Origin of the sequence: Streptomyces sp. NPDC057623 (assembly GCF_042800355.1) — a bacterium.
In the GTDB taxonomy this organism is placed as follows: domain Bacteria; phylum Actinomycetota; class Actinomycetes; order Streptomycetales; family Streptomycetaceae; genus Streptomyces.
On sequence record NZ_JBHVGZ010000024.1, the window covers coordinates 59,203 to 85,936 of the forward strand.

At 72.8% G+C, this 26,734-nt stretch carries 16 protein-coding genes; 6 read left to right on the forward strand and 10 right to left on the reverse strand.

Annotation, left to right across the window (positions count from 1 at the left end):
• Positions 1–27: 27 nt before the first annotated feature.
• The 4 genes from ACFU95_RS24290 to ACFU95_RS24305 all read right to left on the reverse strand — a co-directional run bounded on the left by ACFU95_RS24290 (position 28) and on the right by ACFU95_RS24305 (position 3,416).
• The gene (locus ACFU95_RS24290; protein ID WP_383831248.1) at positions 28–222 is read right to left on the reverse strand and encodes a ferredoxin; all 195 of its coding nucleotides are present in this window, start codon (positions 220–222) and stop codon (positions 28–30) included.
• A 126-nt stretch (positions 223–348) separates the two neighbouring features.
• A complete protein-coding gene (locus tag ACFU95_RS24295; RefSeq protein WP_383831250.1) occupies positions 349–1,569 on the reverse strand; it encodes an amidohydrolase family protein in 1,221 nt (406 codons plus the stop codon).
• 120 nt (positions 1,570–1,689) lie between these two features.
• Entirely contained in the window at positions 1,690–2,418 is a 729-nt protein-coding gene (locus ACFU95_RS24300) for a TIGR03943 family putative permease subunit (RefSeq protein WP_383831252.1), read from the reverse strand.
• The gene (locus ACFU95_RS24305) at positions 2,415–3,416 is read right to left on the reverse strand and encodes a permease (RefSeq protein WP_383831254.1); all 1,002 of its coding nucleotides are present in this window, start codon (positions 3,414–3,416) and stop codon (positions 2,415–2,417) included. The genes ACFU95_RS24300 and ACFU95_RS24305 overlap by 4 nt, the downstream gene beginning before the upstream one ends.
• Before the next feature lie 220 nt (positions 3,417–3,636).
• Here ACFU95_RS24305 and ACFU95_RS24310 point away from each other — a divergent pair, with 220 nt between their 5' ends.
• Positions 3,637–5,556: an NAD-binding protein gene (locus ACFU95_RS24310; RefSeq protein ID WP_383831369.1), complete on the forward strand. Its 1,920-nt coding sequence runs from the start codon at positions 3,637–3,639 to the stop codon at positions 5,554–5,556.
• Between the two features lie 15 nt (positions 5,557–5,571).
• On the opposite strand, the gene ACFU95_RS24315 is transcribed toward ACFU95_RS24310, so the two are convergent.
• From ACFU95_RS24315 to ACFU95_RS24340, 6 genes are all read right to left on the reverse strand, one after another.
• Positions 5,572–6,333 (reverse strand): glycosyltransferase family 2 protein, encoded by a 762-nt coding sequence (locus tag ACFU95_RS24315; protein ID WP_383831255.1) that lies wholly within the window; start codon positions 6,331–6,333, stop codon positions 5,572–5,574.
• The gene (locus ACFU95_RS24320; RefSeq protein ID WP_383831257.1) at positions 6,330–6,935 is read right to left on the reverse strand and encodes a UTRA domain-containing protein; all 606 of its coding nucleotides are present in this window, start codon (positions 6,933–6,935) and stop codon (positions 6,330–6,332) included. Before ACFU95_RS24320 ends, ACFU95_RS24315 begins: the two co-directional genes overlap by 4 nt.
• A gap of 327 nt (positions 6,936–7,262) precedes the next feature.
• Positions 7,263–11,321, reverse strand: a complete 4,059-nt coding sequence (locus tag ACFU95_RS24325) for a hypothetical protein (RefSeq protein ID WP_383831259.1) — start codon at positions 11,319–11,321, stop codon at positions 7,263–7,265.
• A 412-nt stretch (positions 11,322–11,733) separates the two neighbouring features.
• Entirely contained in the window at positions 11,734–12,657 is a 924-nt protein-coding gene (locus tag ACFU95_RS24330) for a hypothetical protein (RefSeq protein ID WP_383831261.1), read from the reverse strand.
• A gap of 2 nt (positions 12,658–12,659) precedes the next feature.
• Positions 12,660–14,363 carry a sulfite reductase flavoprotein subunit alpha gene (locus ACFU95_RS24335; protein WP_383831370.1) on the reverse strand — a complete coding sequence of 568 codons (1,704 nt, stop codon included), beginning with the start codon at positions 14,361–14,363 and terminating at the stop codon, positions 12,660–12,662.
• Positions 14,364–14,368: 5 nt separating this feature from the next.
• Positions 14,369–19,903 carry a glutamate synthase-related protein gene (locus ACFU95_RS24340; protein ID WP_383831263.1) on the reverse strand — a complete coding sequence of 1,845 codons (5,535 nt, stop codon included), beginning with the start codon at positions 19,901–19,903 and terminating at the stop codon, positions 14,369–14,371.
• Between the two features lie 428 nt (positions 19,904–20,331).
• On the opposite strand from ACFU95_RS24340, the gene ACFU95_RS24345 reads away from it, so the two are divergent.
• The 5 genes from ACFU95_RS24345 (at position 20,332) to ACFU95_RS24365 (ending at position 26,731) form a co-directional block, all read left to right on the forward strand.
• A complete protein-coding gene (locus ACFU95_RS24345) occupies positions 20,332–21,039 on the forward strand; it encodes a Crp/Fnr family transcriptional regulator (RefSeq protein ID WP_383831372.1) in 708 nt (235 codons plus the stop codon).
• Positions 21,040–21,132: 93 nt separating this feature from the next.
• Positions 21,133–21,945 (forward strand): hypothetical protein, encoded by an 813-nt coding sequence (locus ACFU95_RS24350; protein ID WP_383831264.1) that lies wholly within the window; start codon positions 21,133–21,135, stop codon positions 21,943–21,945.
• On the forward strand, positions 21,938–24,238 hold the full coding sequence (locus tag ACFU95_RS24355) for a hypothetical protein (RefSeq protein ID WP_383831266.1): 2,301 nt from the start codon (positions 21,938–21,940) through the stop codon (positions 24,236–24,238). The genes ACFU95_RS24350 and ACFU95_RS24355 overlap by 8 nt, the downstream gene beginning before the upstream one ends.
• Positions 24,235–25,308: a hypothetical protein gene (locus ACFU95_RS24360; protein ID WP_383831268.1), complete on the forward strand. Its 1,074-nt coding sequence runs from the start codon at positions 24,235–24,237 to the stop codon at positions 25,306–25,308. The genes ACFU95_RS24355 and ACFU95_RS24360 overlap by 4 nt, the downstream gene beginning before the upstream one ends.
• Positions 25,301–26,731, forward strand: a complete 1,431-nt coding sequence (locus ACFU95_RS24365) for a DUF4407 domain-containing protein (RefSeq protein WP_383831269.1) — start codon at positions 25,301–25,303, stop codon at positions 26,729–26,731. The genes ACFU95_RS24360 and ACFU95_RS24365 overlap by 8 nt, the downstream gene beginning before the upstream one ends.
• Positions 26,732–26,734: the final 3 nt, after the last annotated feature.

Sequence of the window (26,734 nt, forward strand, 5' to 3'; positions counted from 1 at the left end):
GGGGGCGGGCCCGGAGGGCAGGCCCTCCTACCCGATACCGGTGAGGGAGATGGCCTGGGACGGGCACTTCTCGACGGCCTCCCGCACCTGTGGATCGTCGCCGCTGTCCTCCCGTCCCGCTCGTACGACGCCGTACTCGTCCACGAACTCGAAGACCGACGGGGCGCGATGCGCGCACTCGGCCGAGCCGTAACAGAGGCTGGGGTCGATGGAGACCTTCATCCGCGCTCCCGTCGTGCGCACTCCGGCATGGACTTTCCTGACTGGACTGCCCATCCGGTGGACCCGCTCAACCCTCCGCGCCCCGCCCCGCTCTGCCTCGTCCCTCTCCGCCCGCCCCGCCCCTCCTCAATCCCCTTGGTCGAAGGCGAGGTCGAGCATCCGGATCGCGTTTCCGCGCAGCAGCTTGTACGCCACCTCGTCGGAGAGGCCGCCGACATGCTCCTGGGCCACCCGCTTCGTCTCCGGCCAGGTCGAGTCGACGTGTGGATAGTCCGTCTCGAAGGTGGCGTTGTCGACGCCGACCGTCTCGATCGCCTCGATGCCGTGCTTGTCGCGGAAGAAGCAGCAGAAGATCTGGCGGTAGTAGTACGTCGACGGCGGCTCCGGGATCAGGTCCTTCACGCCGCCCCAGGCCCGGTGCTCCTCCCAGACGTCGTCCGCGCGCTCCAGGGCGTACGGGATCCAGCCCATCTGGCCCTCGCTGTAAGCCAGTTTCAGCCGCGGGAACTTCACCAGGACCCCGGAGAAGAGGAAGTCCATCATCGACGCCATGGCGTTGTTGAAGCTCAGCGAGGCCTGGACGGCGGGCGGGGCGTCCGGCGACGCGGCCGGCATCTGGGACGAGGACCCGATGTGCATGTTGACGACCGTGCCGGTCTCCTCGCAGGCCGCGAAGAAGGGGTCCCAGTAGCCGGAGTGGATGGACGGCAGCCCCAGATACGTCGGGATCTCGCTGAACGTCACGGCGCGCACCCCGCGCGCCGCGTTCCGGTGGATCTCCGCGACCGCGAGGTCGATGTCCCACAGCGGGATCAGGCACAGCGGGATCAGCCGGCCGCCGCTGTCGCCGCACCACTCCTCGACCATCCAGTCGTTGTAGGCGCGCACACAGGCGAGCCCGACCTCCTTGTCCTTGGCCTCCGCGAAGGTCTGCCCGCAGAACCGCGGGAAGGTCGGGAAGCAGAGCGAGGCCTCGACGTGGTTGACGTCCATGTCCGCCAGCCGGGCCTTCGGGTCCCAGCAGCCGCGCCGCATCTGCTCGCGCGTGATGCCGTCGAGGGTCATCTCGTCCCGGGAGAAGCCGACGGCGGCGATGATGCGCTTGTACGGGAAGAGGCCGCCCTCGTACTCCCACCAGTCGGTGATCTGGCCCTGCGGGTCCGTGGTGAACCGGTACTTCCCGCCGACGTACTCGAGTTCGCCGATCCCGGCGGTGAGTGGCTTCGGGCCCCGGTCCCGGTACTTGGCCGGGAGCCAGGTCTCGAAGAGATGCGCGGGCTCGATCACGTGATCGTCCACGCTGATGACTTTGGGCAGGTCCTTCGTGCCGCTCTCGGTACTGGCCACGCCTACCTCCTGGCTGCTGCGCTGCTGCCTGCCGGTGCCTTGAAGCGCTAAATCTGACGGTCCATCAGATTTAGCTTCAGGTTAGGGCGCGTCCTGGGGAGCGGCAAGAGAGAGCACGCGTCAGCTGTTCCAGCTCTCGTCATACGGATCCGCCGGCGCCGTCACCGGCTTCGCCTGCGTGACCTCGATGAACGGGATCGGGCCGCCGTTGACCGGGTCCGTGGCGCGGCGTGGGGTGTAGGTGCCGGTGATCCGTAGCCAGGTGTCCGGCTGGAGGACCGGTGGGACCTGGCCGGTGAGGGCGACCTTGACCGGCTGGGCGTCGGCGGCGCAGCAGTTGAGGGCCATGCGGACGAGGTAGGGGGTGCCGTCGCGGTCCAGGGCCAGGAAGCCGGTGAGCTGAACGCGGCGGTCACGCAGGGTACGGCCGTGGTCGTAGACGGCGCGGCCCGCGTAGTCGACCACGCTGAGGGGCAGGGGGTCGGCGGCCGGGAGGGCCGGGTAGGCGAGGGGTTCCTGGAGGGCCGTGCCGGTGCGGGTGGCGCTGTAGGAGCCGAGGGCGGGCGGGGCGACCAGGATCAGGGCGAAGAGGGGGAGGACGAGGAGCCAGGCGACGCGGGGTTCGCGGTGGGCGTGTCCCTCTTCGGCCGCGGGCCCCTTGTGCCGCCGGGCCCGCTTGCGCTCGTACCAGACCGTCGCCACCGCCGCCGCGATCAGCACCGCGCCGGACACCAGCACCAGCGGGCGCAGGCCCTGCTTGACGTACCGCAGATAGAGGTCGGTGGTGCCCGCGTGCAACAGGGACGCGCCGAGCAGGAACAGCACTGCCGACTGGGCCTGGCGGTTCACAGGATCACCCACCCGGTCAGCACCGACACGACGACGGCCAGCGCGAAGGTGGCCGGCGCGAAGCGCAGGGCGAAGGCGCGGCCGAAGGTGCCCGCCTGCATCGCGAACAGCTTCAGGTCGATCATCGGGCCCACGACGAGGAAGGCGAGCCGGGCGGTAAGCGAGAACTGGGACAGCGACGCCGCCACGAAGGCGTCCGCCTCCGAACAGATCGACAGCACCACCGCGAGGACCGCGAGGGCGAGGACCGACAGCACCGGGTTGTCGGCCGCCGTGCTCAGCCATGTCTCCGGGACCACCGCCTTGAGCGTCGCCGCCGCCATCGCCCCGACCACCAGGAACCCGCCGGCGTGCATCACGTCGTGCCGGACGGAGCTCCAGAACGCCTCGCCCCTGCTCCGGCCGTCGTGGGACGGGTGGGACGGCGGCTTCAGCCAGTCCGTACGGCCCAGGCGCAGCCACAGCCAGCCCATCGCGCAGGCCACCAGCAGGCTGGCGACCAGGCGGGCGAGGACCATCTCCGGGTTGCCGGGGAAGGCGACGGCCGTCGCCGTCAGCACGATCGGGTTGATCGCGGGGGCGGACAGCAGGAACGTCAGCGCCGCGGCCGGGGTGACACCGCGCCGGACCAGCGCTCCGGCCACCGGCACGGACGCGCACTCGCAGCCGGGCAGCACCGCGCCCGCGACTCCGGCGACCGGCACGGCGAGGGCCGGGCGGCCGGGCAGGGCCCGGGCGAAGAAGGACGGCGGGACGAACACCGCGATCGCCGCCGAGAGCAGCACGCCGAGGACCAGGAAGGGCAGCGCCTGGACCATCACCGCCACGAACACCGTGGTCCAGCTCTGCATGACCGGCGCGGAGAGCGCGCGGCGGATCGGGCTCTGGAGGAGCACCAGCACGACCATGAGCATGGTGAGGAGGAGAGGGGAGTCGAGGTGCCGGCCCTCCTGCCCGGTCCCGCCGGTCTCCTGCGGGGCCGCTTTGGTGATCGCCACGGGCGAGGTACCTCCGGTGGTGCGGAAGGGCGCTGGTTTCCCTCCCCTCCAGTACGGACCGCGGAGCGTGCGCGTTCAGTCGCGGAGGTTCGGCGGAGGTTCGGTCACCAAGGTCCGGTCGGCGGCGGGCCGCCTCTGGAACCACCGTCACCATGCGGCAGTCTCTTCCCTCGTGGGGAGCGTTCCGAATCAGGGCTTGAGCAGTGACACGGCCGCGCACATGGTGGTCTGCGGCGACGACGGTCTCGCGCACCGGCTGGCCGCCGAGTTGCGCGGTGTGTACGGAGAACAGGTCACGCTCGTCGTGCCACCCTCCGAGCGCACGGTACGGCCACCCGTCGTGGGCCGGGCCAGGGCCGCGTCGGCGGCGCTGCTCGGGGCGGTGACCGCGGCCGTGGGCCGCGCGGGCGGCGGAGCCGGCCACAACGAGGCGGCCGGGAGCATCCGGGTGGTGGAGGCAGCCGAGGCCACCGAGGCCGCGTTCGCCGACGCGGGGGTGGAACGGGCCGCCGCGCTCGCCCTCGTCTATGACGACGACGAGACCAACATCCGCGCCGCCCTCACGGCCCGCCGCCTCAACCCCCGTCTGCGGCTCGTCCTGCGCCTGTACAACCGCCGGCTGGGCCAGCACATCGAGGAACTCCTCGACCAGGCCGCCGCGTTGGCGACCGGCGTGGGAGACGCCGGCCTGGACGCCTCCACGACCGTCCTGTCCGACGCCGACACGGCCGCGCCCGCGCTGGCCGCCACCGCCGTCGCCGGCACCACCAAGGTCGTCCAGACGGACGGCCTGCTGCTGCGCGCGGTGGAGCGCCAGCCCTCGCGGCCGGGGCAGACACCCCCACCCGGACTGGCCACGCTGGCCCTGCTGTCCACGACCAGCAACGACCCGGCGGGAACGGACGGTTCGGAGGGCAGCGGGGAGCAGGGCCCGCTGCTGCTGCCGGACGAGGCGGCCGTACAGCGGGCCAGGGGCCGCGGGACCGTCGTCCTGGAACAGGTGTCGTACGCGGGCCCGTCACTGCCGTCGGGCCGGAGCGTCGTACCGTCGTTCGGCTCCCTGTTCTCGCGGCGGCTCAGGTGGTCGCTGGCCGGGATGGTGGGGTGTGTCGCGGCGCTGGCCGTGGCGCTGACGGTGGTGACCGGGGAACACCCGCTGTACGCGACGTACATGACCCTCCTGGACCTCTTCGCCATCAACGAACCCGCCCTCCACCAGTCCATGGCCCGCCAGATCCTCCAGCTGCTGTCCGGGCTGACCGGCCTGCTGCTCCTTCCGGTGCTGCTCGCCGCGGTGCTGGAGGCCCTCGGCACCTTCCGCACCGCCTCCGCGCTGCGCAAACCGCCGCGCGGGCTGGGCGGCCATGTCGTCCTGCTCGGCCTGGGCAAGATCGGCACCCGGGTGCTGACCCGGCTGCGGGAGCTGCACATCCCCGTCGTGTGCGTCGAGTCCGACCCGGAGGCACGCGGGATGGCGACGGCGCGCCGGCTGCGGGTGCCGGTGGTGCTCGGGGACGTCACTCAGGAGGGCGTCCTGGAGGCCGCCAAGATCCACCGCTCGCACGCGCTCCTCGCGGTGACCAGCGCGGACACCACGAACCTGGAGGCCGCCCTGTACGCCCGCTCCGTCCGCCCCGACCTGCGGGTGGTCCTGCGCCTGTACGACGACGACTTCGCCACCGCCGTCTACCGCACCCTGCGCGCCGCGCACCCCCACGCGTCCACCCGCAGCCGCAGCGTGACCCATCTGGCCGCGCCCGCGTTCGCCGGGGCGATGATGGGCCGCCAGATCCTGGGGGCGATCCCCGTCGAACGGCGGGTGCTGCTGTTCGCGGCGGTGGATGTGGCCGGTCATCCACAGCTTGAGGACAAGACCGTCGGCGAGGCCTTCCGGGCGGGCGCCTGGCGGGTGCTGGCACTGGACCGGACCGCGCGGGACGAACGCCGCGACGGCGGCCGGGAGGAGCCGGCGGTGGAGGAGGCGTACGAGACCCCCCGCGAGGGCGGTGCGTCGGGGTGGGTGTGGGACCTGCCCGACTCCTGCGTCCTGAAGAAGGAGGACCGGGTCGTCCTGGCCGCCACGCGGCGGGGGCTGGCGGAACTGCTCGGGAGGCGGTCGCGGGAGCGGGCGGGGGCGTAGCGGCGGCCACCCGCCCTACGGATACCGCCACCCGAAGGACCCCAACGCCCGTGCCCTGGCCTCCACCACCGCCATGCGCGCCCGCCGCTCCCCGGGGTCGACGTGCGACGCCTGCCCCGTCGCCTGCCCCTCCCACTTCCGGTAGAGCAGCCCCACCCGAGCCGAGAACCAGCCCCGGCTCACGGAGTTGAGCGCCAGCAGCAGGCCCGTGTCCTCGGAGGCGGGCAACGCCATCCAGCCGCCGAGCGCGAGCAGGAGGTCCCGGCGTACGCACAGGGTCGCCGGGTGGACCTGGGCGCGGAAGTCGTTCGCCGCCCAGAAGTCGAGTACGGCGCCCCGTTCGATCGGCCCTTCGTCGGGGTCGCCGGGAAAACCGGCCGTGGAGCCGTCCGGCAGGAGGTCCAGGACCCGGGAGGTCGTCCAGCCGATGGCGCGGTCGGCCTCCAGGGCGGCCAGGTCGCGGGCGAGTGTCCCCGGGGCGAGCTGGTCGTCGGCGTCCAGGATCTTCGCGTACTCGCCCTCGGTGTGCGCGAGCGCGATGGTGCGCGCGACGCCGGGGCCCCCGGGGCGGCCCTGACGGAACGTCACGCGCGTGTCGTCGGGGACGTACGGGCGGACCTCGTCGGTCTGCCCGTCCTCCTGGATCACCCAGTGCCACTCCCAGCCCGCGGGCAACTCCTGTGCGCACAGCGACCTGTGGGCCTCGGGCAGGAACATCGCCGACGGGCCGTGGACAGCGGTGACGACGATGAGGCGCCGGGGCACAGCGGCACTCACCACCTTTCCAGGGATGTGGTGAACAGCAGCTCGGCGCGGTCGCCGGGCAGCGTGACCTCGGAGAGGTCCACGGCGCGGCCGGCGATGTCGTACGACGTCTTGCGCAGCAGGATCACCGACGTCCCCGGCGGCAGACCCAGCTCCCGGGTCTCGCTCGCCGTCGGCGGCCGCGCGGTGACCCGCTCCTCGACCCGGCCGACCTCGATGCCGACCGTGTAGAGCTGGTTCTGGGTGCCGCCCGGCCAGGGCTCGTTGGCGGCGTCCAGCAGCTTGGGATTGGCGGCGATCATGTCGCGGACCAGGTAGGACGTCACCAGGCTGAACGGGGCGCTCTCGGCGGCGCAGCGTGTCCGGTAGGTGCGCTCCAGGAGGGGGCTGCCCTCCGGTACGCCGAAGACGTGCGCGAGTTCCCAGGGAGCGGCGACCTCGCGGTAGCGGGCGTGGAAGACGAGGTCCCGCACCCGAAGGCCGGTCTCGTGCTCGGTGGCCCCGGTCGCGGCCCGCGTGGGGAGCGGGCGGCGGGCCCGGTCCTTCTCCCACTGGTGGCGGTGGTTGTCGCGGAGCATCGCACCGCGGGTGCGGCGCGGTTCGTCCGTGATCACTTCGTACGCCTTCGGCACTGGCGGTCACCGGCTCGTTGTCCGGGGTCAGACACGATCAGCGTACGACTCCTCACGAGGGCGTGCCGGTCGGGGCGGGCCCTGCCGCCCCGGGCGTCGCGGACATGCGAAGGCCCGACCGCTGGCGACGGGGGATGCACCAGCGATCGGGCTGCGCCCACACTAACAAGGCTGCCTGCCTCACGGGAGCCGCCTGATCCGCTGCGAGGAGGGGTTGTGATCGGGATCACGGAAACCGCTGTCCGCCGAACCACCGTCATGTCACTTGCGTCCCGGCTCCGTCACGGAGCGCAGCGCGCGAAGGCGCCTCTACGTCGCGCACGGCGGTTCGTACGACAGCCGGGGCAGGTACTCGTGCCACTTCTCCCGGGTCAGCACGCCCCGCGTACTCGCGCAGACGCGGCGGATCGCCTGGTCGACGTCCAGGTTCCACAGCCGGACGGTGTCGGTGCCGCTGGAGACGCCGAGCATGTGGCTCGTGGGGCTGAACGACAGGAAGTTGCCCGTCTTGGCGTTGGGACTCATCGCCTGGCCCATGGGCGAGGCGTCCGAGGGGCTGGCGACGTTCCACAGCCGGACCGTGTTGTCGTTGCCGCCGCTGGCCAGATAGCGCCCGCCCTTGCTGAACGTCAGGGAGACGACCGCCTCGGTGTGGCCGGTGAGCGGGTCGCCGTGCGGGGTCGCCGCGCGCGCGTCGGTGACGTCCCAGAGGCGCACGGTGTCGTCGTCGCCGCCGCTGGCCAGCGTGTGGCCGTCCGGTCGGAAGGCGAGCGCGTTGACGGGCCCGGTGTGGCCGGTGAGGGGCGCGCCGAGCAGGGTGGGACGCCGGGGGTCGGTCACCTTCCACAGCCGGATGGTCGCGTCCGCGCTGCCACTGGCGAGGGTGCGGCCGTCCGGGCTGAAGGTGAGGGAGTTGATGTAGCCGGTGTGCCCGGTGATGGGCGGGCCGAGCGGCACGACACGGGCGGGGTCGCTGACGTTCCACAACCGGATGGTGCGGTCGTCGTAGGCGGTGGCGAGCGTGCGCCCGTCCGGGCTGTACGCCAGCGCGTCGGGGCCCATGAACCGGGTGCGCAGCAGGATGGGGGAGTCGTAGGGAAACGGATGGGCCGGGTCCCTGACGTTCCACAGGCGCACGCTCTGCTCGCCCGTCGTCACCGCGAGCGTGTGGCCGTCGGGCGAGAACACCTGGGAGCGCTGGCCGGTGTCCCCGGGCAGGAAGGGCTTGCTCAGTGCCACCGGCCGGGCGGGATCCCGTACGTCCCACAGCCGGATCCCGCCGTCACGCGCGGCCGTCGCGAGCACCTTGCCGTCCGGGCGGAACGCCCCGTTGCCGCCCACCATGTCCGACGTGGGGATCGACCACAGGCGCACCTTGCTGTCGCCGCTGCCGGTGGCGAGGGTGCGGCCGTCGGGGCTGAACCCGAGCGCGTACATCTCCCCGCTGGCGCCCGCGAGGGGCTCGCCGACCTGCGAGGGATACGCCGGGTCGCGCACGTTCCACAGGCTCGCCGTGCTGTCCGCGCTGGCGGCGGCGAGCATGGTGCCGGCGGGGTTGAACGCCACCGACCAGACGGGGCCGGTGTGCCCGGTCAGGGGTGCGCCCAGCTGGGTGCCGCGGCGTGGGTCGGTGACGTCCCAGAGCCGGATGGTGTCGTCGGAGCTGCCGCTGGCGAGGGTGCGGCCGTCCGGGCTGAAGGCGACGGAGTGGACCAGGCCGGTGTGCCCGGTCAGCTCGGAGAGCTTTTCCGGCCGCCCCCGGTCGGCCAGGTCCCACAGCCGGATGGTGTCGTCGTCACCCCCGGCCGCCAGCGTCCTGCCGTCGGGGCTGAAGGCCACGGACCTGACGGCGGCCCCGGCACCGGTCAGCGTGGCGAGGGCCCTGGGCCGCTCGGGGTCGGCCACGTCCCACAGCCGCACGGTCCGGTCCTCCCCGACGGAGGCGAGGGTGCGGCCGTCCGGGCTGAAGGCGACCAGGTAGATCGTGCCGTCGTGGCCGGTCAGGGGCGCGGCGAGCGGACGTGGCCGGCCCGGGTCCCGTACGTCCCACAGCCGGACCGTGCCGTCGTCGGCGGCGCTGGCCAGGGTGCGGCCGTCGGGGCTGAAGACCGCGCTGCTCACCCAGCTCTTGTGCCCGGTCAGGGGCTTGCCCAGGGGCTGGGGCCGCTCGGGGTCGGCCACGTTCCACAGCCGTACGGTCCGGTCGTAGCTGGCGGTGGCCAGGAGCTTGCCGTTCGGGCTGAACGTGGTGAGGTAGACGGCGCCGGTGTGGCCGCGCAGAGGGGTGGCCAGCGGGGCGTTCACGATGGAGATCAGCCTGCTGGTGGTGTCCTCGTCGTCGGGGCGCAGCCGGTGCGCCACGAGGTCGAGCTGGGCGGACAGCGACGGGTCCGTGTACTGGAACCGGTCCGCCTCGGCGAGTACCTGCGCGAAGACGGCGTCGTCGCGCTGCTGCCAGGCGACCACCGCCGCGCCGACGGCCAGCATCGCCAGCGCGACCAGCGCCGCGACCGCGCTCCGCATGATCCAGACGGTGCGCCGGCGCAGCCTGACCGCGGCGGCCAGGAACTCCACCGCGCTCCGGGTGAGGAAGGTGTCCCCGGCGGACCGTGCCCAGCCGTGCGCCTGCTCCAGCCGGGACCCCCGGTACAGCAGCGACGAGTCACGGTTCGAGCCCTCCCAGGCCCGGCCGTCCTCCTCCAGCCGCTGGCGCAGCAGGTTGCCCTGCCGGTCCTCGTCGATCCAGTCCCGCAACCGCGGCCAGGCGTGCAGCAGCGCCTCGTGCGTGATCTCCACGGTCTCCGCGTCCAGCGTGACCAGCCGCGCCCGGACCAGCGCTTCGAGCGACTCCTCCGTCTTGCCGGGATCCGTCGACTCCGCCGCCAGCTGCCGTCGCGTCCCGCGCCGCCGGGTCGCGGCGGTGTCCTCGCCGAGCCGGACCAGCCTGAGCAGCAGCAGCCGCGCGGCCGTCCGCGCCGCCGGGTCGAGGCCGGACCAGGCGCGCTCGGCGGTGGCGGCGACGGCCCCCTGGATCCCTCCGGCCGCGCGATACCCGGCGAGCGTCAGCCGCCCGGCCTTGCGCCGCTGCCAGGTGGCGAGCAGCGCGTGCGACAGCAGCGGCAGCACCCCCGCGTCATGGGTGCCGCGCGGCCCGTCGGCGCTCACCTCCCGCACGATCAGCTCCGCCAGCCCCGGCTCCAGCTCCAGCCCCACGGCCTTGGCCGGCCCGGTCACCGCCTCCCGCAACTCCGGCGTCGTGAGCGGCCCGAGCACCATGTGCCGGTGCTGGAGCGCGTCGGCCAGGTCGGGGTGGGCCAGGCACTGCTCGTAGAAGTCGGCGCGGATGCCGAGCAGGACGAGGACGGGTGGGAGGCCGCCGGGTCCGGCCGGGGTGCAGGCGGCGTGCAGGAGCCGGATGAAGGTACGGCGGTCGGCTTCGTCGGGGCAGAGGGTGAAGGTCTCCTCGAACTGGTCGACGATGAGCACGGCCGGGGCGGCGGGGACGTCGGGGGCGTCGGAAGGGTGGCCGGGGCCGGCCGCGGAGGCTTCGCGCCGGGCCCAGGCGAGGACCGCGGCGCGGGTGGTGTCCGCGAAGTCCGTGGATCGCGGGTCGGCGCCGCTCTCGTACGGCCCGTCGAGGCCGGCCGGGCCGCCCGCGTCCGGCTCGTCCGAGGAGGAGACGACAGCGGCGAGTTCCGGTATCAGACGGGTCAGCTCGCCGAGCGGATCGGCGCCCGGCACGAGCTGCACCACCGTGCCGGCCGGGCCGCCGCTCTTCCCGCCCAGCGCGCCGTCGCGTAGCGCGGGCACGAGGCCGGCGTTCAGCAGGGAGGACTTCCCGGCCCCCGAGCCACCGACGAGCATGACCAGTCCGCCGGTCTTCTCCACGGCACGCAGCTGGGCGACCAGGGCGTCGGTGCTCCGCTCCCGCCCGAAGAACCACCGGGCGTCCTCCTGCCGGTACGAGGCCAGCCCCCGGTACGGACACACCCCGCCGGCCGCGGCGGGGGCCTCGACGGCCGGAGTCTGCTCTTCCTCTTCCCCGGACGTGGCCCGCGCCCACAGGCGCTGCCACTGGCCCAGGTCGTACAGTCCGGCGGAGACGGGCGTGGGCCGCGCGCGCCGCGCCTGCGGAATCAGGACGTGCAGTACGGCCGACAGCGCGGCGAACTGGGCGGGCACGTTCCTGGCCCGCCGCCAGTCACTGATCCGCTGAGCGGACACCCGTACCGGGCGCCCCCGTTCGTCGACCCGCTGGAGCCGTACGACCGCCTCGGCCACACTCTTCAGGGGAGGGTTACCGGCCTCCTTGTAGAGCAGCGCGAGCCGTTCCGCGAAGGCTGTGCGTGCCGCCGAGTCGGAACTCAAGGCCTCCCCTTCCTTACTCCGCCGCACCAGGACATCCGGACCGGAAAACTCACTTTATACGGCTGACCTGCGGTAAACGCGGCGTCCGGAGACCGGACGCTCCTCGCCCACGCCCTTCGGCTGGCAGGATCACGACGCAGGAGCGCAGCTCTCGCGCGTCCCCCAGGCAGGCCACCAGCTCCAGAGCCCGGAGACCCCACACATGGCGCCGCATGTTCTCGGACACCTTCCGCCGGATCTTCTTCCGCGCGAGTTGCCCGCACCCGGCGCCGCCCTGGTCCTGTTCGGTCCGCACTGACCCGCTGAGGCGGGACGGCGCGGATCGACACCTCCCCGCCGTTCGGCACCGGTCCCCACGAGGGGAGGGACCGGTGCCGGACGACGCGGTCGCACCGCCCGCGCGGCCGCCCGGCTAGGCGTCGGGCAGCGACGCCGCGAGGTGCTCCCACGCCGCGTGGACGTCCTCTCCGACGATCCCGAACTGCGTGATGACCGCGACGCAGCGTCCGTCGGCGTCGTCGAGCTCGATCGCCGAGGTCGGGCCGTGCGCCGCCGTGGAACGCACGAGGTGGCACGCCCGGACCCCCGCGAGGTCGATCTCCACCGAACTCTCCGCGATCGCCGCGAACACCCGCCCGCCCGCGGTCCGGTCGGTGACGTGCACCCGGCCGCCGCACGCCTGCATGGCCGCCGGGGCGAACACCGCGACGCCGATCGGCAGGCCCACGGAGCAGACGTGGTCGAGCACCGCGGGCACGACACCGACCTCGATCGCCCGGTGCTCACCCCGGTACCGGTCGAACCCCCCGCGCCGGGCGAGGCCGCCGTCCGCGAGGACCGCGTCGAGCTGCGCGAGCTGGTCGCCGTACTCCCACGCCGGCACCCCGGGGGCCGCGGACGCCAGGGGAGCTGGTGCCCCCGCGTCGGCCGTACGAGCGAGCCCGGCCAGCAGCCGGTCCCCCTCGGAGAGCAGCCGCCCCTGGTGCGCGGTCCGGCCGTCCGCGTCGAACAGGTGCAGCGCCACCGAGCCGGTGGCATCCTCCCGTACGACCACGGCCGAGGTGACGCCGTCGCCGTCGATACGCAGGGCGATCGAGCCCGGCCGGACGGCGAACGCCTCGCCGCGCAGGCTCGGGACCGCGTAGCTGCCGGCCTGGTCGATCCGTGCGACCGGGCCTCCGGTGACCGCCTGGACGTACTGGAAGAGCGTCAGGCACCTCGCCAGCTCCGGCATCCGCGCGTCGATCAGCCGCACGCCGCTGTTCCGCCTGCCGCAGCACCCCTCGAAGGCACAGCCGTGGTGGCCGCCCCGGGCCTGGGGATCATGGTCCGTCATGCTCAGTACACGTCCCGTACGTACCGCTTGGCCCGGCGCAGCCGCGCGAGGTACTCCGCCGCGTCGTCGTCGCCGCGTCCGCGCTGCCCGGCGATGACGCCCAGCAGCGCCGCCTCGACGTCCTTCGCCATACGGGAGGCGTCACCGCAGACGTAGAGGTGCGCGCCCTCCTCCAGCCAGGAGTACAGCTCGCGCGAGCGCTCGCGCATCCGGGTCTGCACATAGACCTTCTCGGCCTGGTCGCGCGAGAACGCGAGGTCGAGTTCGGTGAGCACGCCGCGTTCGCGCAGGCCGGTCAGCTCGTCCTCGTACACGAAGTCGGTCTCGCGGTGCTGGTCGCCGAAGAACAGCCAGTTGCGTCCGGCGGCGCCCCGCGCGGCCCGCTCGTGCAGGAAGCCGCGGAAGGGGGCGATGCCCGTGCCGGGGCCGATCATGATCATCGGGGCGTCGTCGTCCGCGGGGACGCCGAAGGAGGCGTTCGGCTGCACGAAGACGCCGACCCCCGAGTCCACCCGGTCCGCGAGGTAGGTCGACGCGACGCCCTCGTACCGGCCGTACCGGACGGACGCGACCGTGAGGTGGACGCGGTCCGGGTGGGCGAGCGGGCTCGACGCGATCGAGTACTGCCGGGGCTGCAAGGGCCTGAGCAGCGGGAGCAGTTCGGCGAGGCCCGGCGCCGCCGGACCGGCGTCCCGGAGCAGGTCGAGCACGTCCCGGCCCCACAGCCAGGAGTCCAGGTCGGACCGGTCGCCGTGCGCGACGACCGAAGCGAGTTCGCTCGACGGGGCGCGGTCCACGAGATCGGCGATGAGCTCCTTCGACGGGGTGCGGATCTCGCGCCCGGTGCGCAGCAGCTCGGCGCTCTCCTCGTCACCGGCGGCGCCCAGGTGTTCCAGCAGCGTGGCGACGAGAGCGTCGGCGTTCACCGGTACGACGGCCAGGGCGTCCCCGGCCTCGTAGGTGATGCCGCTGTCGCCGAGGTCGAACTCGTAGTGGCGGATCTCCTTGGCGCTGCGCGGCGAGGACAGCAGACGGTTCACGGCGAGCCGGGAACGGTAGGGGTTGCGCTTGTTCCACCGGGAGCGGGACGGGGCGGCCGGGGACGCCTCCGTGGCCGGTGCGCTCGCACCCGTCTCGGCGGCCAGCCGCTCCAGGACCCCCGCCGTCCACTGCGCGGCCGGCTCCTCGAAGTCGACGTCGCAGTCCAGGCGGTCGTGCAGCCGGGTGGCCCCCAGCTGCTCCAGCCGGGTGTCGATGAGCTTCGCGGCCTGGCAGAAGTCGTCGTAGCCGCGGTCCCCGAGCCCGAGGACCGCGTAGCGCAGCGCTTCCAGCCGGGGTGCCGTGTCGGCCTGGAGCGCCTCCCAGAAGAGCCCGGCGTTGTCGGGCATCTCGCCCTCGCCGTACGTCGAGGTCACCACCACGACGTGGGACATGGCGGCGAGCCGCTCCGGCGTGACGTCGTCGAGGGCGGTGGCGGTTCCGCCGAGGCCGCGGGCGCGAGCACCGGCGACCAGTTCGTCGGCGAGGACCTCGGCGTTCCCGGTCTGGGTGCCGTACAGGACGTCGATCGTCGCGGCGGGCGCGTCGTCCGCGGCGCCGCTGCGGCGTCCGGCGGCGGCGATCCCGGCGATGAACCCGGCGAGCCAGGCCTCCTGCTGGGCGGAGAACGGCGCGTCGGCCGGGATGAGCGACCCGGTCGGGGGCATGAGGGTCACGCGGTCACCGTCTCGGTCGGGGGCTGGGGGGCGTGGATGTGGCGTTCGGCGAGGTCGTCCAGCGCCGCGGTCGCGAGCAGCTCGTCGAAGCGGGCGGCGCGCACCCGGCCGGCGTTCTTCGCGTTCTGGTGGACGATCCAGCCGTAGGTGCCGGGGGCGTCCACGCTGAGGTTGTTGCGCTGCTTCAGGGCGCGCTTGTAGTCGTCGAGGCGCTTGACGGCGATGAGCGTGGCCAGCTCGTCGTCCGCGAACCGCTCCAGCGTGCCGCGCAGGTACTTCACGACGCGCTGCTTGACGAAGAAGTCCTCGGTGAGCACGAGGTTCCGGACGGCCTCGGCGACCCGCGGATCGTCCGGGCCGCTCGCTCCGGGCACCCGCTGGAGGGCGAGGTCCTGCGCGACGCCGAGCACCGTGTACGACGACAGCAGCGAGAACATGTCGTCGCTGCCCTGGTCGCCGAAGGCCGGGGCACGGCCGCCGAGCACGGTGCGCCGGTCGCGGTAGTCGACCTTGAACGCCCGGAGCTTGTCCGTGGCGATCGACGTCGCCAGCTCGTCGAGGAGCTGGGGGCGGGTCGCCGCGGCGAGGATCTCCCCGGCGTCCTGGTACAGCAGCAGGGCGCGCGGCATCCCGCAGTACACGTGCTCCCGTTCGCTCGGCCAGTTCTCCAACAGCCGTGCGGCCAGGGGAGATCCGGTGGCTTCCAGGTGCCAGGTCAGCAGCAGGCGTACGACTTCTTCGTGGAAGGTGCCATGCGTGGTGTCGGTCACCGGGAACACGAGCAGCGAGTCGGCGCTGACCCGGCCGGGAAGCTCGCCCGACGGGTCGTACTGGTACAGGAACCCGCCGCTCATGCCGTTGCCGAGGCCCTTGCCGAAGCCGCCGAGGTTGAGCACGGTGCCGCCGGTCATGTACTCGCAGCCGAAGTCGCCGAGGCCCTCGACGACCGCGGTCGCGCCGGAGTTGCGCACGGCGAACCGGTCCCCGGCCTCGCCCTGCACGAACGTCCGCCCGCCGGTCGCGCCGAACAGGGCGAAGTTCCCGACGAGCACGTTGCCGCCGCGCTCGGCGCTGCCGCCGCCCGGGGCGCGGACGACGATCCGGCCGCCGCTCTGGCTCTTGCCGACGCCGTCGTTGGCGGTGCCGGTGTGTTCGAGGGTGATGCCGTCGTTGCAGAACACGCCGTACGACTGACCGGCGGACCCGGTGGTGCGGATGTGGACGGCGCCGTCGACGAGGCGGCGACGGCCGCGGTCGTCGGTGGTGATCGCGGGTGCGTCCGCGTCGAGTTGGTGGTTGAGGAGCCGCTCGACGTCGACGGAGAGCTGTCCGCCGACCGACTTGTCGCTGTTGCCGAGGCGGATGCCCTCGATGAGCGTGGCCGGCTCGCGCCGGTCGAGGAGCGCTGCCCTGACCCGCCCGATCAGGGTGTCGTCGGTGGTGAAGTCCTTCTCCAGGTACTCCGGGTCCGCCACCACCTTCTCGGGCACGCGCGCGAGCAGCCGCCGCACGTCGAGCCGCCCCACGCTCGCCGGGTGGTCGAGGAGCTGGAGCAGGTCCGTGCGCCCCCGGGCCTCCCGCAGGGACCGCAGCCCCAGGCGGGCGAGGATCTGCCGGACGTCGTGCGCGATGTTGAGCAGGTACTGCGCCAGCGCGCGCGGATCGCCCTCGAAGACCTCGGGGTTCGTGGTGAGCCCCGCGGGGCACTTCACGTTGCAGTTCTTCGCCATGACGCAGCCGAGCATCATCAGCGCGGTCGTACCGAACTCGAAGCTGTCGGCACCGAGCAGCGCCGAGGTGACGACGTCACCGCCGGTCTGGTGGGCGCCGGAACAGCGCAGGACGACCTTCTGCCGCAGCCCGTTCGCGACGAGCGCCTGGTGCACCTCGGCGACGCCGATCTCCGCCGACCGTCCGGCGTACTTGAGGCTGGTGACGGCCGCGGCGCCGGTGCCGCCGGTGTTCCCGGCGACGTTGATGACGTCCGCGCCGGCCTTGGCGACGCCGACCGCGATGGTGCCGATGCCCTCCGAGGACACCAGCTTCACGATCACCCGTACCCGTGCGGCCTTGCAGTCGTGGATGAGCTGCGCGAGGTCCTCGATCGAGTACGTGTCGTGGTGGGGCGGCGGCGAGATGAGCTCGATGCCCGGGGTGCCGCCGCGCGCGGCCGCGATGTCGACGGTGACCTTGGGCGCGGGCAGCTGACCGCCCTCGCCCGGCTTGGCCCCCTGCCCGATCTTGATCTCCAGCTCCTGCAGCATCGGATCGGCGAGATAGCCCGCCCAGATCCCGAACCGGCCGGAGGCGAACTGCTTGATCCGGGAGCCGCGGATGGTGCCGTACCGGGTGTGGTGCTCGCCGCCCTCACCGCTGTTCGACAGGGCGCCCACCATGTTGGTGCCGTGGGCGACGGCCTCGTGCGCGGTCGCCACGAGCGCGCCGTGGCTCATCGCGCCGGAGGCGAGGCGGCGGGTGATCTCGTGGGCGGGCTGGACGTCGTCGAGGGGCACGCTGTCGGGGGCGTGGCGCAGCAGGGTGAGCAGACGTGCGGCGGTGCCGGTGGCGGTGACGAGGACGCCGCCGGGGCCCGCTTCGAGGGTCTCGGTCTCGCCGGGGTGGGCGAGGGCGAGGCCCTCCGCGAGGGCGGTGTGCCGGTCGGTGCCGTCGGGGCCCGGGGAGGTGAGGCGCAGCCGGACGGTCACGGTGTCGGCGGCCCGCTCCGTGACGGATCCGGCCACCCCGCGCACCGTGACGCTCGCGTTGCCGCCCGTCGAGAACCGGCCCAGCTCACGGGCGAAGTCCTGCGGGGTCCGCAGCCCGGTGACGTCCGCGGGCAGCGCGAGCACGTCACGCAGCGCCGACGGCCGGCGCGAGCGCTCCTCGTGCGTCGTGCGCAGGAAGGCGCGGTACCCGGGAGTGATCCGGAACGCGTCGATCTCGGCGTCGCTGAGGGCGTCGTACCCGGTGTTCCGGTAGGCGGCGTCGGTGATCCCGAACGCGTCGTCGAGCTGTCCCAGCGTGAGCAGCCGCAGCGCGTCCGAGTCGGCCGGGCGGGCGAACTCCGGCCGCTCCTCGGCCATGTCGCCGAAGCCGCGCACCGCGGTGACCCCGAACGAGTGCCCGGCCCCGTCCGACCGCTCCTTGAACAGCCCGAGCAGCGGAATCTGCTGCTCGCTCCCGACCGTGCGGGCCCGCTCGTGCCACTCGGTCGCGGCCTGCGCGATCCGCGCGAACCCGACCCCGCCGACGGGGGCCTGCATGTGCGGGAAGACCCGTGCGAAGACGTCGTCGCGGGTGTCGAGGTAGTTCGGCTCGAAGAACTCGCCGCCGATGTAGCTCTCGGCGGTGCACAGCCCGACCCGCCCCATGGTCTTCGCGAGGGACTTCTCGGCCGCCTTGCGGAACTTGGCCAGCGCCCGGTCGGTCTCGGTGATCTCACCGGCGGGCGCGGGCGCGCTCGGGAACCTCTCCTCGGCGCGCAGCCGGGCACTGAGGCTGTAGACGGCGGAGGCGCCGAAGCCGAGCGCGGTGGCGACATGGTGCGAGGAGGCCAGCTGGCCGCTCTCGGCGACGACCGAGACGCGCAGGCGCAGCCCGGTCTCGATGAGGCGCTGGTTCACGGCGGCGACGGCGAGGATGACGGGCAGCGGCGCGCGAGCGGAGGAGACGGCCCGGTCGCTGAGGAGCGCGATGCCACCGCCTTGCGCGGCGAACCGCTCGACGTCGTCGCAGAGCCGGCCGAGCGCGGCCCGCAGTGCGTCGGCGTTGGCGCTCTCGTCGCCGCGCACCGGCTCGTAGAGCATGGCGAAGCGCTCAAGCGGAACGATCCGCTGATCCCGGAGCCGGACCATGTCGAGGTGCCCGAGCACCGGCGAGGACACGACGAGCTGCCGCCCGTCGGTGCTGCCGGTCCCGTCGGGCTTCGGCCCGAGGGCGACCCGCATGCTCATGCCGTCGGCCTCGCGGATGCTGTCCAGCGGCGGGTTCGTCACCTGGGCGAACCGCTGCGAGAAGTACTTCGCCATGCCGCCCTCGGTGTCGCTGAGCGCGTTGATGGCGTTGCCGTACCCCATCGCCGAGATCCGCTCCGACCCGTCGGCGAGCATCGGGTCGAGCATGAACCGGAAGCTCTCCTGGTTCAGCGAGTACGCCACGTACCGCCCGGCGAGGCTGAGGTCGCCGTCGTATCCGAGCGTCGTCGTGCCGCGGTAGTAGTCGGGAGCGGGCAGGTCGTCGAGGTTCACCCGGGCCGAGGCGAGCAGTTCGGAGTACGGCCGCCGCGCGGCGAGGGCGTCCAGCACCTCGCGCGTACGCATCCGGCGCCCGGTGCGGTGATCGACGACGAGCATGCCGCCGGCCTCGATCCGGCCCCGCCGCACGACCTCGTCGTCCGGGAAGGCGACCTGCCCGGCCTCCGAGGCCACCATCAGGTACTCGGCGGTCTCGACGGTACGCAGCGGGCGCAGCCCGAGCCGGTCGAGCCGGGCACCGACGACGTCCCCGTCGCTGAAGATGACGGCGGCCGGGCCGTCGTTCTTCTCCTCGTACAGGGAGAAGTACTCCAGCATGTCCCGTACGCCGTCGGGCAGCGTGCGGTCGTTCTCCCAGGCGGGCGGCATGAGCGACACGACGGCCTCGACGAGGTCGAGCCCGTCGTCGAAGACCCGGCTCTGCAGGGTCTGGTCGAGCCGGCTGGAGTCGGACTGCCCCGGCGGACGCACGATGCTCCGGGTGCGGGCCCGCGCGAGGGCCTCGTCGCTGAGCCGGTTCTTGCGGTCGGTGTTGAGCTCACCGTTGTGCGCCATGAGCCGGAACGGCTGCGCCATGGTCGGGTGCGGCTCGGTGTTGGTGGAGAACCGGGTGTGGAAGTACAGCGTCCGCACGGAGTGCCGGGGATCGCCGAGATCCCGGAAGTACCCGATGACCTCACCGGAGTTGAGCCGCCCCTTGAGCACCTGGGTGCGCGCGCTGAGCGAGAGCGGGTACAGCCCGGCGTACGAGGCGTCGTCGGCGTAGGCGACGGCTTCGACGGCGAGCAGGGCACGGTTGGCCGCGGCGTCGACCTCGGATCGTTCCCAGGTGCTGGGCGCCCGGAACACCCACTGCGCGATGGGCAGTTGGTACGGCTCGGCGGCGGGCCGGGCGACGGAGTGGTCCACGGGCACGTCACGCACGAGCAGCGTCTCGAAGCCCTGCTCGGCGATACAGCGCCCGACCAGTTCGACGGCGCTGTCGCGGCGCCCGGAGTCGGTCGGCACGAAGCAGTTGGCGACGCCGAAGTGCCCGGCGCGCAGGTTCTCGCCGGTGATCGCGCGGAAGAACTCCACCGACAGGTCGACGCTCACGCCCGCGCCGTCACCGACGCCCTCGGCGGAGGCGCCGCCCCGGTGCGGGATGGCGCAGAGCGCCTCGTGGCCCTTGCGGATGACGTCATGGCTCGGTACCCCGTCGAGACGGGTGAGGAAGCCGACGCCGCAGTCACTGTGGTCGCGGGCAGGGTCGTACAGACCGAAGGCGGAGTGATTCAAGTGCGGTCCTGTGAGCGTTTGCGGCTGGGGGTACCTCCCAGGCCCCTGGGGCGCTGGGGGAGGAACGGCCAGGCTGCGTCGGTGGAGCGCTCGCCGCGGGCCGACCGGTGGGACGGTCGAGGCCCTGAGTGGTGCGAGTGAATATGGTAAGGCTTACCTAAATTCCACCGCAAGTGTGCTCGGTGCGGGATCCCGGGCCCGTCGCCCCCGTGGACGCCCCGACCTCCGCCTTCCCGGGAGCGCGCCCCGCGCCCCGGCGAAAACTGGATCAGTTGTTCGTGTAAAGAACACCCATTCGGTCAATTCCGGCTGGGAAGCGAGAAAACAGGCCACATGCCGTTCTGGCCGTGTGCGGGAACACCGCTCGGCGGCAGCATGGTCAGGCATTTGGATGGCGCGCTGCGCCGCGGAGATCGTCGGGGGTGCTGGTGAATCGCGCTTGGCCGCCGTCCACCTTTCTCGGCCTGTTACGGAATACGACACGTGACGAACTCCTGGACCAGGGAACCCCGATCACCTATCCGCCACATCGGGCACTACTGCAACAGGGCGAGGAGAGCCGGCACGTCCTGTTGGTCACCAGCGGTGTCGTGAAAGTGGTCGCCAGCGCGGAGAGCGGCTACGACATGCTGCTCGCCGTCCGTATAGCGGGTGAGCTGGTCGGCGAAATGGCGGCCTTCGAGGAGCGCCCCAGGTCCGGCACGGTCGTCGCGTGCAGCGACGTGAGCGCCCGGATCATCCAGGTGCGGGCGCTGGAGACCTTCCTCGCCCGCCACCCGGACGCCATGCGGGCCATCCTCCACATGCTGTGCGCCCGGCTGCGCTGGGCCAACCGGCGCCGGATCGACTTCCAGGCATACGACTCGCTGACCCGCCTGGCCCGCGTCCTGGCCGAGCTGAGTCAGGCCTACGCCCAGCCCGTGCCGGACGGCGACGGCAAGCGGTGCGACCTCGGCGTGACGCTCACCCAGAAGGAACTCGCGTCGCTGGCGGGCCTGGCCCTCAACACGGCCGAAAAGAGCCTGGCCGCCCTGGCGGCCAAGGGGCTGGTGGAACGCAGTTACCGCAACATAACCATCTGTGACGTTCCCAAACTGCTGGAATTCGCCAAAGTCGTGGCCGACAACCCGTATTGATACGGAATCACTTCACCCACTCTCTCCTAGCCTCTCCCGCACGCACTACATGGGCAGTGTCCGCCCATGGCCTGCCCAGAGAGGAATGATCGGGTGGATGAGTGGCCCGGGTTCTATCCCTGCACCTGTATAGCCGTGGACGCCCAGGCCTACGGCAGCAAGAACGACCGTAGGCAGTCCGAAACCCAGCACGACCTGCCGAGGCTCCTCGACCGGGCCGCCTGGGGCGCCGGCCTGGACCGCGCCCAGTGGCACATCCAGCGCAAGGGCGACGAGCAGCTCGCGGTGCGCCCCCTGGACGGCACCGAACCACGGCTGGTCGACGACTACGTCCGCCATCTCGTCGCCGAGCTGCGCGAGTACAACGCCCAGCGCGTTCCCGCCGCCCGGATGAGGCTGCGGGCCGTCATCCACCAGGGGCTGGTGGCGCTGGCCGACAACGGCTTCGCCGGTTCGGCCGTGGTGGCCACGGCGCGCCTGCTGAACGCGCCCCCGCTCTACCGTGCCCTGGCCGCGCACCCGCACGCCGACCTGGCGCTGTTGCTGTCCGACGACGTGTTCCGGTCCGTGGTGGCGGGCGGTCACACGACCCTGACCCCCGAGGACTTCGCCCACGTCACCGTCCAGGTGAAGGAGTACGAGGCCACGGCCTGGCTGCGCGTGCCCGCGCTCGGCGCACCGGCCACCGCCTCACACGAGCCCGGGACCGCGGAGCCGGGGAAGCCCGCGGCCCCGGCGTCGGGGGAGCCCGCGGCGGACCGGCCCGGACCGGCCGCCGCGGGCGGAGCCGACGGCGCGACGCCGATCAGCAACGCCTACCAGGCCGACCAGATCAACGTCACCAACATGGCCGGACCCGTGGATGCCCGGGGCGCCGTCTTCGGCTTCGGGAGCGCGGGTGGCTGACGCGTCGGACCCGGCCGACGGCGGACCGGCCGTATCACCCGCATCGCCCGCGCCCCCTCCCGACGAGGACGCCGCACCGCCCACGCCGCAGGACGCGGGCGGTGCGCCGGAGGCCGCGGAGGACGCCCCCGACTCGGACCCGGGACCGGAGGCGACTTTCGAGCGGCGCAAGGAGCAGGAGGAACGAGAGGAGGACGACCGGGGCTACGACGATCTGCGCCGCGTCCACCAGCTCGTCAACAACAACTTCTACGGCGGCGTCGACGCCTCCGGAGCGGCGTTCGGCTTCGGCGCCACCTCCTCTCCCGGCCTCGCCCCCGGCACCATCGAGCCCGACGAGGCGGACCGCGCCCTGCGGTTCTACGTCCCGCCGCAGCACTGCTTCGACGAGGCGCTCGGCAAGCTGCACGAGGGCGCTCTCGTGGTGCTGACCGGTCCGGACAACTGCGGCCGGGGCGCCGGCTCCCTCGCCCTGCTCAGGAAGATCCTGGGCGAGGGAGCCAGGCTGCGCAGCCTCTCGCCCGCCAACGCCCTCGCCGAGCTGGCCGCTTCACGGGACCTCAAGCCCGGGCAGGGGTACGTCATCCTCGACTACGTCGGCGAGCTGCATGCCGAGGCCGTGCAGGTCTACGAGATCGGGCGGCTGAGCGAGGAACTGCGCCGCAAGGGGTCGTACCTGGTCATCACGGCCGGCGACACGGCCCGCCGCCGCCTCGCCCTGCGGGACCACTGTGTGCCGTGGCGGGCCCCCGACCCCGTGGAGCTGTTCGACCACTGCCGGGAGAAGCTGCCGTACGCCGGCCTCGAACCGGACACCGAGACGGAGCTGCTGGAGCGGGTCGGCGAACAGCGGCGGCCGGCCGACGTCGTCGCCGCGGCCGTGGCGCTGTCCCGGAAGGGCCCGCAGGCGGCACTGGAGACCCTGCGCGACCGGCACCGGGAGCTGGTCCAGGCGTGGTTCCGCAAGCGGCCGGACGCGGACGACCTGCTCGCGCTCGCGGCCCTGGCCTTCCTGGAGGGCATCCCGGAGCGGACGTTCGAGAAGCAGTGCGCCGCTCTCGCCGCCCATGTGCGCAACTGGGAGCAGAGCGGAGAGACACCGGTCGCCGAGCCGGACGGCCCGGCCGGGGCGCCGCTGAGCGGTGCCGTGACCGGGCAGTCCCGGGCCCGGTGGCGAGAGCGGGCGGTCGGGCTCGTGACGACGGAGTCCCGTCTCGGCCCGAGCCGGGACTCCGGCCGCAGCGAGCGGTGCCTCGTCTTCACCTCGCCGCGCATCCGCGAACTCGTCATCGAGGAGCTGCACGACCTCTACGGCTACGAGCTCTGGTATCCGCTGCGCCAGTGGCTGGGCGAACTCGCCCTGCTGGGCGACCTGGACACCCGGGCGGAGGTGGCCCGGGGCGTGGCGCTCCTCGCCCGGTACGCGCTGGTCGAGGTCGACGAGAACCTGCTGCAGGTGTGGTCCGACGGCATCACCAGCCAGCGGGTCACCGCCGCGCTGACGCTCCAGTTCATGTGCGGCGTGGAGCATCTCGCCCCGCAGGCCCGGAACATCGTCCTCGGCTGGGTGGACAACCGCGGCGCCGGGCGAGCGGTGACGGCGGCCATGGCGCTGACGGGGCGCCTCGGCTCGCTCTACCGCCTGGAGGCGCTCAACTGGCTGTGGTTCCTGGCGAACCGGGGCGAGCGGGTCGCGTTCTCGGCCCGCCGTTCCCTGGTCCTGCTGCTGCAGACCGCGGAACAGGACCCCGAACGTGCCCTGTTGATCCTCCGGTACGTCCGGACCGTGATCGCGAAGGCCGGGCCCGGTTCCCGGGAGCGGTCGATCGCCCTGCGGACCGCCGTCCAGCTCCTGGAGGCCAACCGGCTGGAGGCTCCCTCCGAGCCCTTCACCGCGGCACTGCTGCGCACGGTCCCGGACAGCGCCCGCCACCTCGGATCGCTGTGGGCACACGTCCTGCACAGCAGCAGCCGCAGCCGCGCGGTCAGCGCGCTGTGCCGCACGCTGGTGCACCTGCGCGAGGACCCCTCCGTCACCGGCGCCGTACAGGAACTCGGCGAAGCCATGCGCAACGCCATGAGCCCGAGGCAGTGGACCGCGCTGCGCCACCACCTGTCCATCGCGTTGAAGCACCCCGACTACGCCATCCCCGGTGCCGGCCAACTGGCGCAGGTGCTCCTCGGATCACTGCGCGGCCGCGCGTCGGCGGACTCCAGGCGCTCCACCCAACCCCTCACCTCCTCCAGATCCACTCCTCCCTTCCCTTCCGCTCAAGGAGGCCGAAGCAAGTGAACTACCCGGTCATAGCCGAGCACATCCTGGCCACGGTCCAGGGCACCTGGTGGTCTCGGCGTCGCCGCCGAGAGGACGTACCGCAGCTGCCGCCCGGCGCGGTCTACGTCTTCAGGGTCGGCGGGAACTACCGCACCTTCCCCGAGGGCATGGTGTTCGACCCGTCCCACCCGGACGTGCTCGACGCCTCCTCGGTCAGCCTGGTCGACACCCGGGCCCGCCTGGTCGACGTGGAGCGCCCGCTGCCCTCGGTGAGCGAGGCGGACAACTTCACCATGCGGGCATCCTTCACCTGCCAGGTGACCGACCCGACCGTCATCGCCCGGCAGGGCATCATCGACGTCACCGTTCCCCTGCGCGCCTACCTGATGGGCGACAGCGACCTGCCGAGGGTGAGCGCCGGACACCGCGTGGAGGAGATCAACGCGGTGCGCACCGAGGCCGGCCACCGGATGACCGCCTACAGCGCGATCGTGCCGCCGCGGGTCGCGGGCATGAGCGTCGAGTTCGTGAACGCCGAGGTGCATGCGTCGGACGACCTGCGGGACTGGGAGCAGCGGCTGCGCGACGAGCGGCGCTCCTGGGAACTCCAGCGCGGACAGCGCGACTTCGAGACGCAGGACGCCATGCGGATCGCGGAACTGCTCTCCCAGGGGTCCGACCACGTCGACGCCTTCGGCATCGCCCGCAAGGAGATCGACGTCACCGAGGCGGCGGCCCGCATCCACCGGAGCACCGCGAAGGACTCGGACCGCCGCCACGAGGCCGAGGCGACGGACCGGGCCCACGCGCAGTCGCTGGAGACCTCGGAGGCGCAGATGCGCCGCGAGATGCTGCTGACGCTGCTGCGGCAGATGGGCGGCAGCGAGTACGTCGACTACCACCAGGTGCTGGAACAGGTGCTGCGGGAGACGGGCGGCCAGGCGACGCCCGGCATCGGAGCCGCCGCGGACACCGCCCGCATGGTCGAGTCGGGGCAGGCCCGCCCCGGCCGCCCGGCCGCGGGCCGGGACGGCTCACGCGACCCGCAGGGCGGTTTCGTCAAGGACGAGGACGATCTCGTTGACTGAGTTCCTGACGAACCACGCGACGGCCTCCGGTACGGCGGGCGACCAGGGCGCCGACGGTGCGCCCGCCGCCCGCCCGCCGAGCGGCCGCACCACCGCCCGCACCGCCGCCCACACCACGGACGGGCCCTCCGCCCGCGCCCCCCGCCGCCCGGCCGACTACGACGCCGCGCGCCGGCTACGCACCCTGACCGGCGTCGACGAGGAGTTGCTGGCCAAGGTCAGGTACGAGCGGAGCAAGTACACGGCCCTCGGCGGGGTGGTGCTCGGTACCTCCGTCATCGCGGCGTTCTCCATGTGGAACTTCGCGACGGAGGCACTCGGCAGGGTCTCCCTCATGGCCCTGGTCCCGACGGTCATCTGGATGCTGTTCGTACTCAACCTCGACCGCTGGCTGGTCACACCGCAGCCGAACGCGCGGCAACGGGTCGGGCCGCTCCTCACCCGTCTGCTGATCGCCCTGCTGCTGGGCACGGTGATCGCCGAGCCCCTGGTGCTGCGCATCTTCCAGACGGCCATCGAGGAACGCGTCGCGGACGAACGCACGGACGCCGTCGACCGGTTGCGCACCAACCTGGTCCGCTGCAACCCCGTACCGTCCACGACGCGGACCGTCACCCCGGAGGGCTGCGACCGGACGTACGTCCTCTCCTTCCGCGCGACGCCCGGCGAACGGGTCGAGGAACTGGCCGCCCTGCGCTCGGACGCCGCCGCTCTCCAGGAGCGGGTGGACCGGGACAGCGGCAGGCTGGAGGACATCGACTCCGAGGTACGGGACGAGTGCCGCCGGCTGGTCCGCATCGCCGCCACCGGCCTGTACCAGCGCACGTCCGAGTGCCTGCGCCTGCGCGACAAGGCGCGGGACTACCGGACCACCCACCGCACCGGTGCGAACGAGAAGCGCCTCGCCGGCATGAACACCCGCATCTCGGAGATCGAGGCCCAGCTGACCTCGTCACGCGGCGAGTTCCTCGAATCCCGGGCCGACGGCATCGAACGGCGGCTGGACCAGGAACGCGCCAAGCAGAAGGAGATCGGTGTCCTGGAGCGGATCCGGGCGCTTGACGAACTCGCGAGCGGGAACCCGGTGCTGTTCGTGGGCATCTGGCTGGTCCGCCTGCTGTTCGTACTGCTGGACGTGCTCCCCGTGCTGGTCAAGTACCTGAGCGGCGAGACCGCGTACGACCGGATGCTCACCAGCGAGAGCAACAGCGCGGTCAAGATCCACAGCGAGGAGGTACGCATCGCCGAGCGCCGGGCCCTGGCGAACCTGGAGATCGCCCAGGACGCCATCGAACAGGAGGTGCGGCGCCACCGCGCCGAGTCCGAGGCGGCGTTCCGGGAACACACGGCAGCGATGAACATCCGGGTCCGGCAGGCGGTGAACGCCCTGGAGGACGAGATCCGCCGCTCGTCGACGGTCTGACTC

Bases quoted from the DNA above. Each gene is read 5' to 3' on its own strand.
- ACFU95_RS24290 (WP_383831248.1), bottom strand. From the start codon at position 222: ATGAAGGTCTCCATCGACCCCAGCCTCTGTTACGGCTCGGCCGAGTGC.
- ACFU95_RS24310 (WP_383831369.1), top strand. From the start codon at position 3,637: ATGGTGGTCTGCGGCGACGACGGTCTCGCGCACCGGCTGGCCGCCGAG.
- ACFU95_RS24330 (WP_383831261.1), bottom strand. From the start codon at position 12,657: ATGACGGACCATGATCCCCAGGCCCGGGGCGGCCACCACGGCTGTGCC.
- ACFU95_RS24335 (WP_383831370.1), bottom strand. From the start codon at position 14,363: ATGCCCCCGACCGGGTCGCTCATCCCGGCCGACGCGCCGTTCTCCGCC.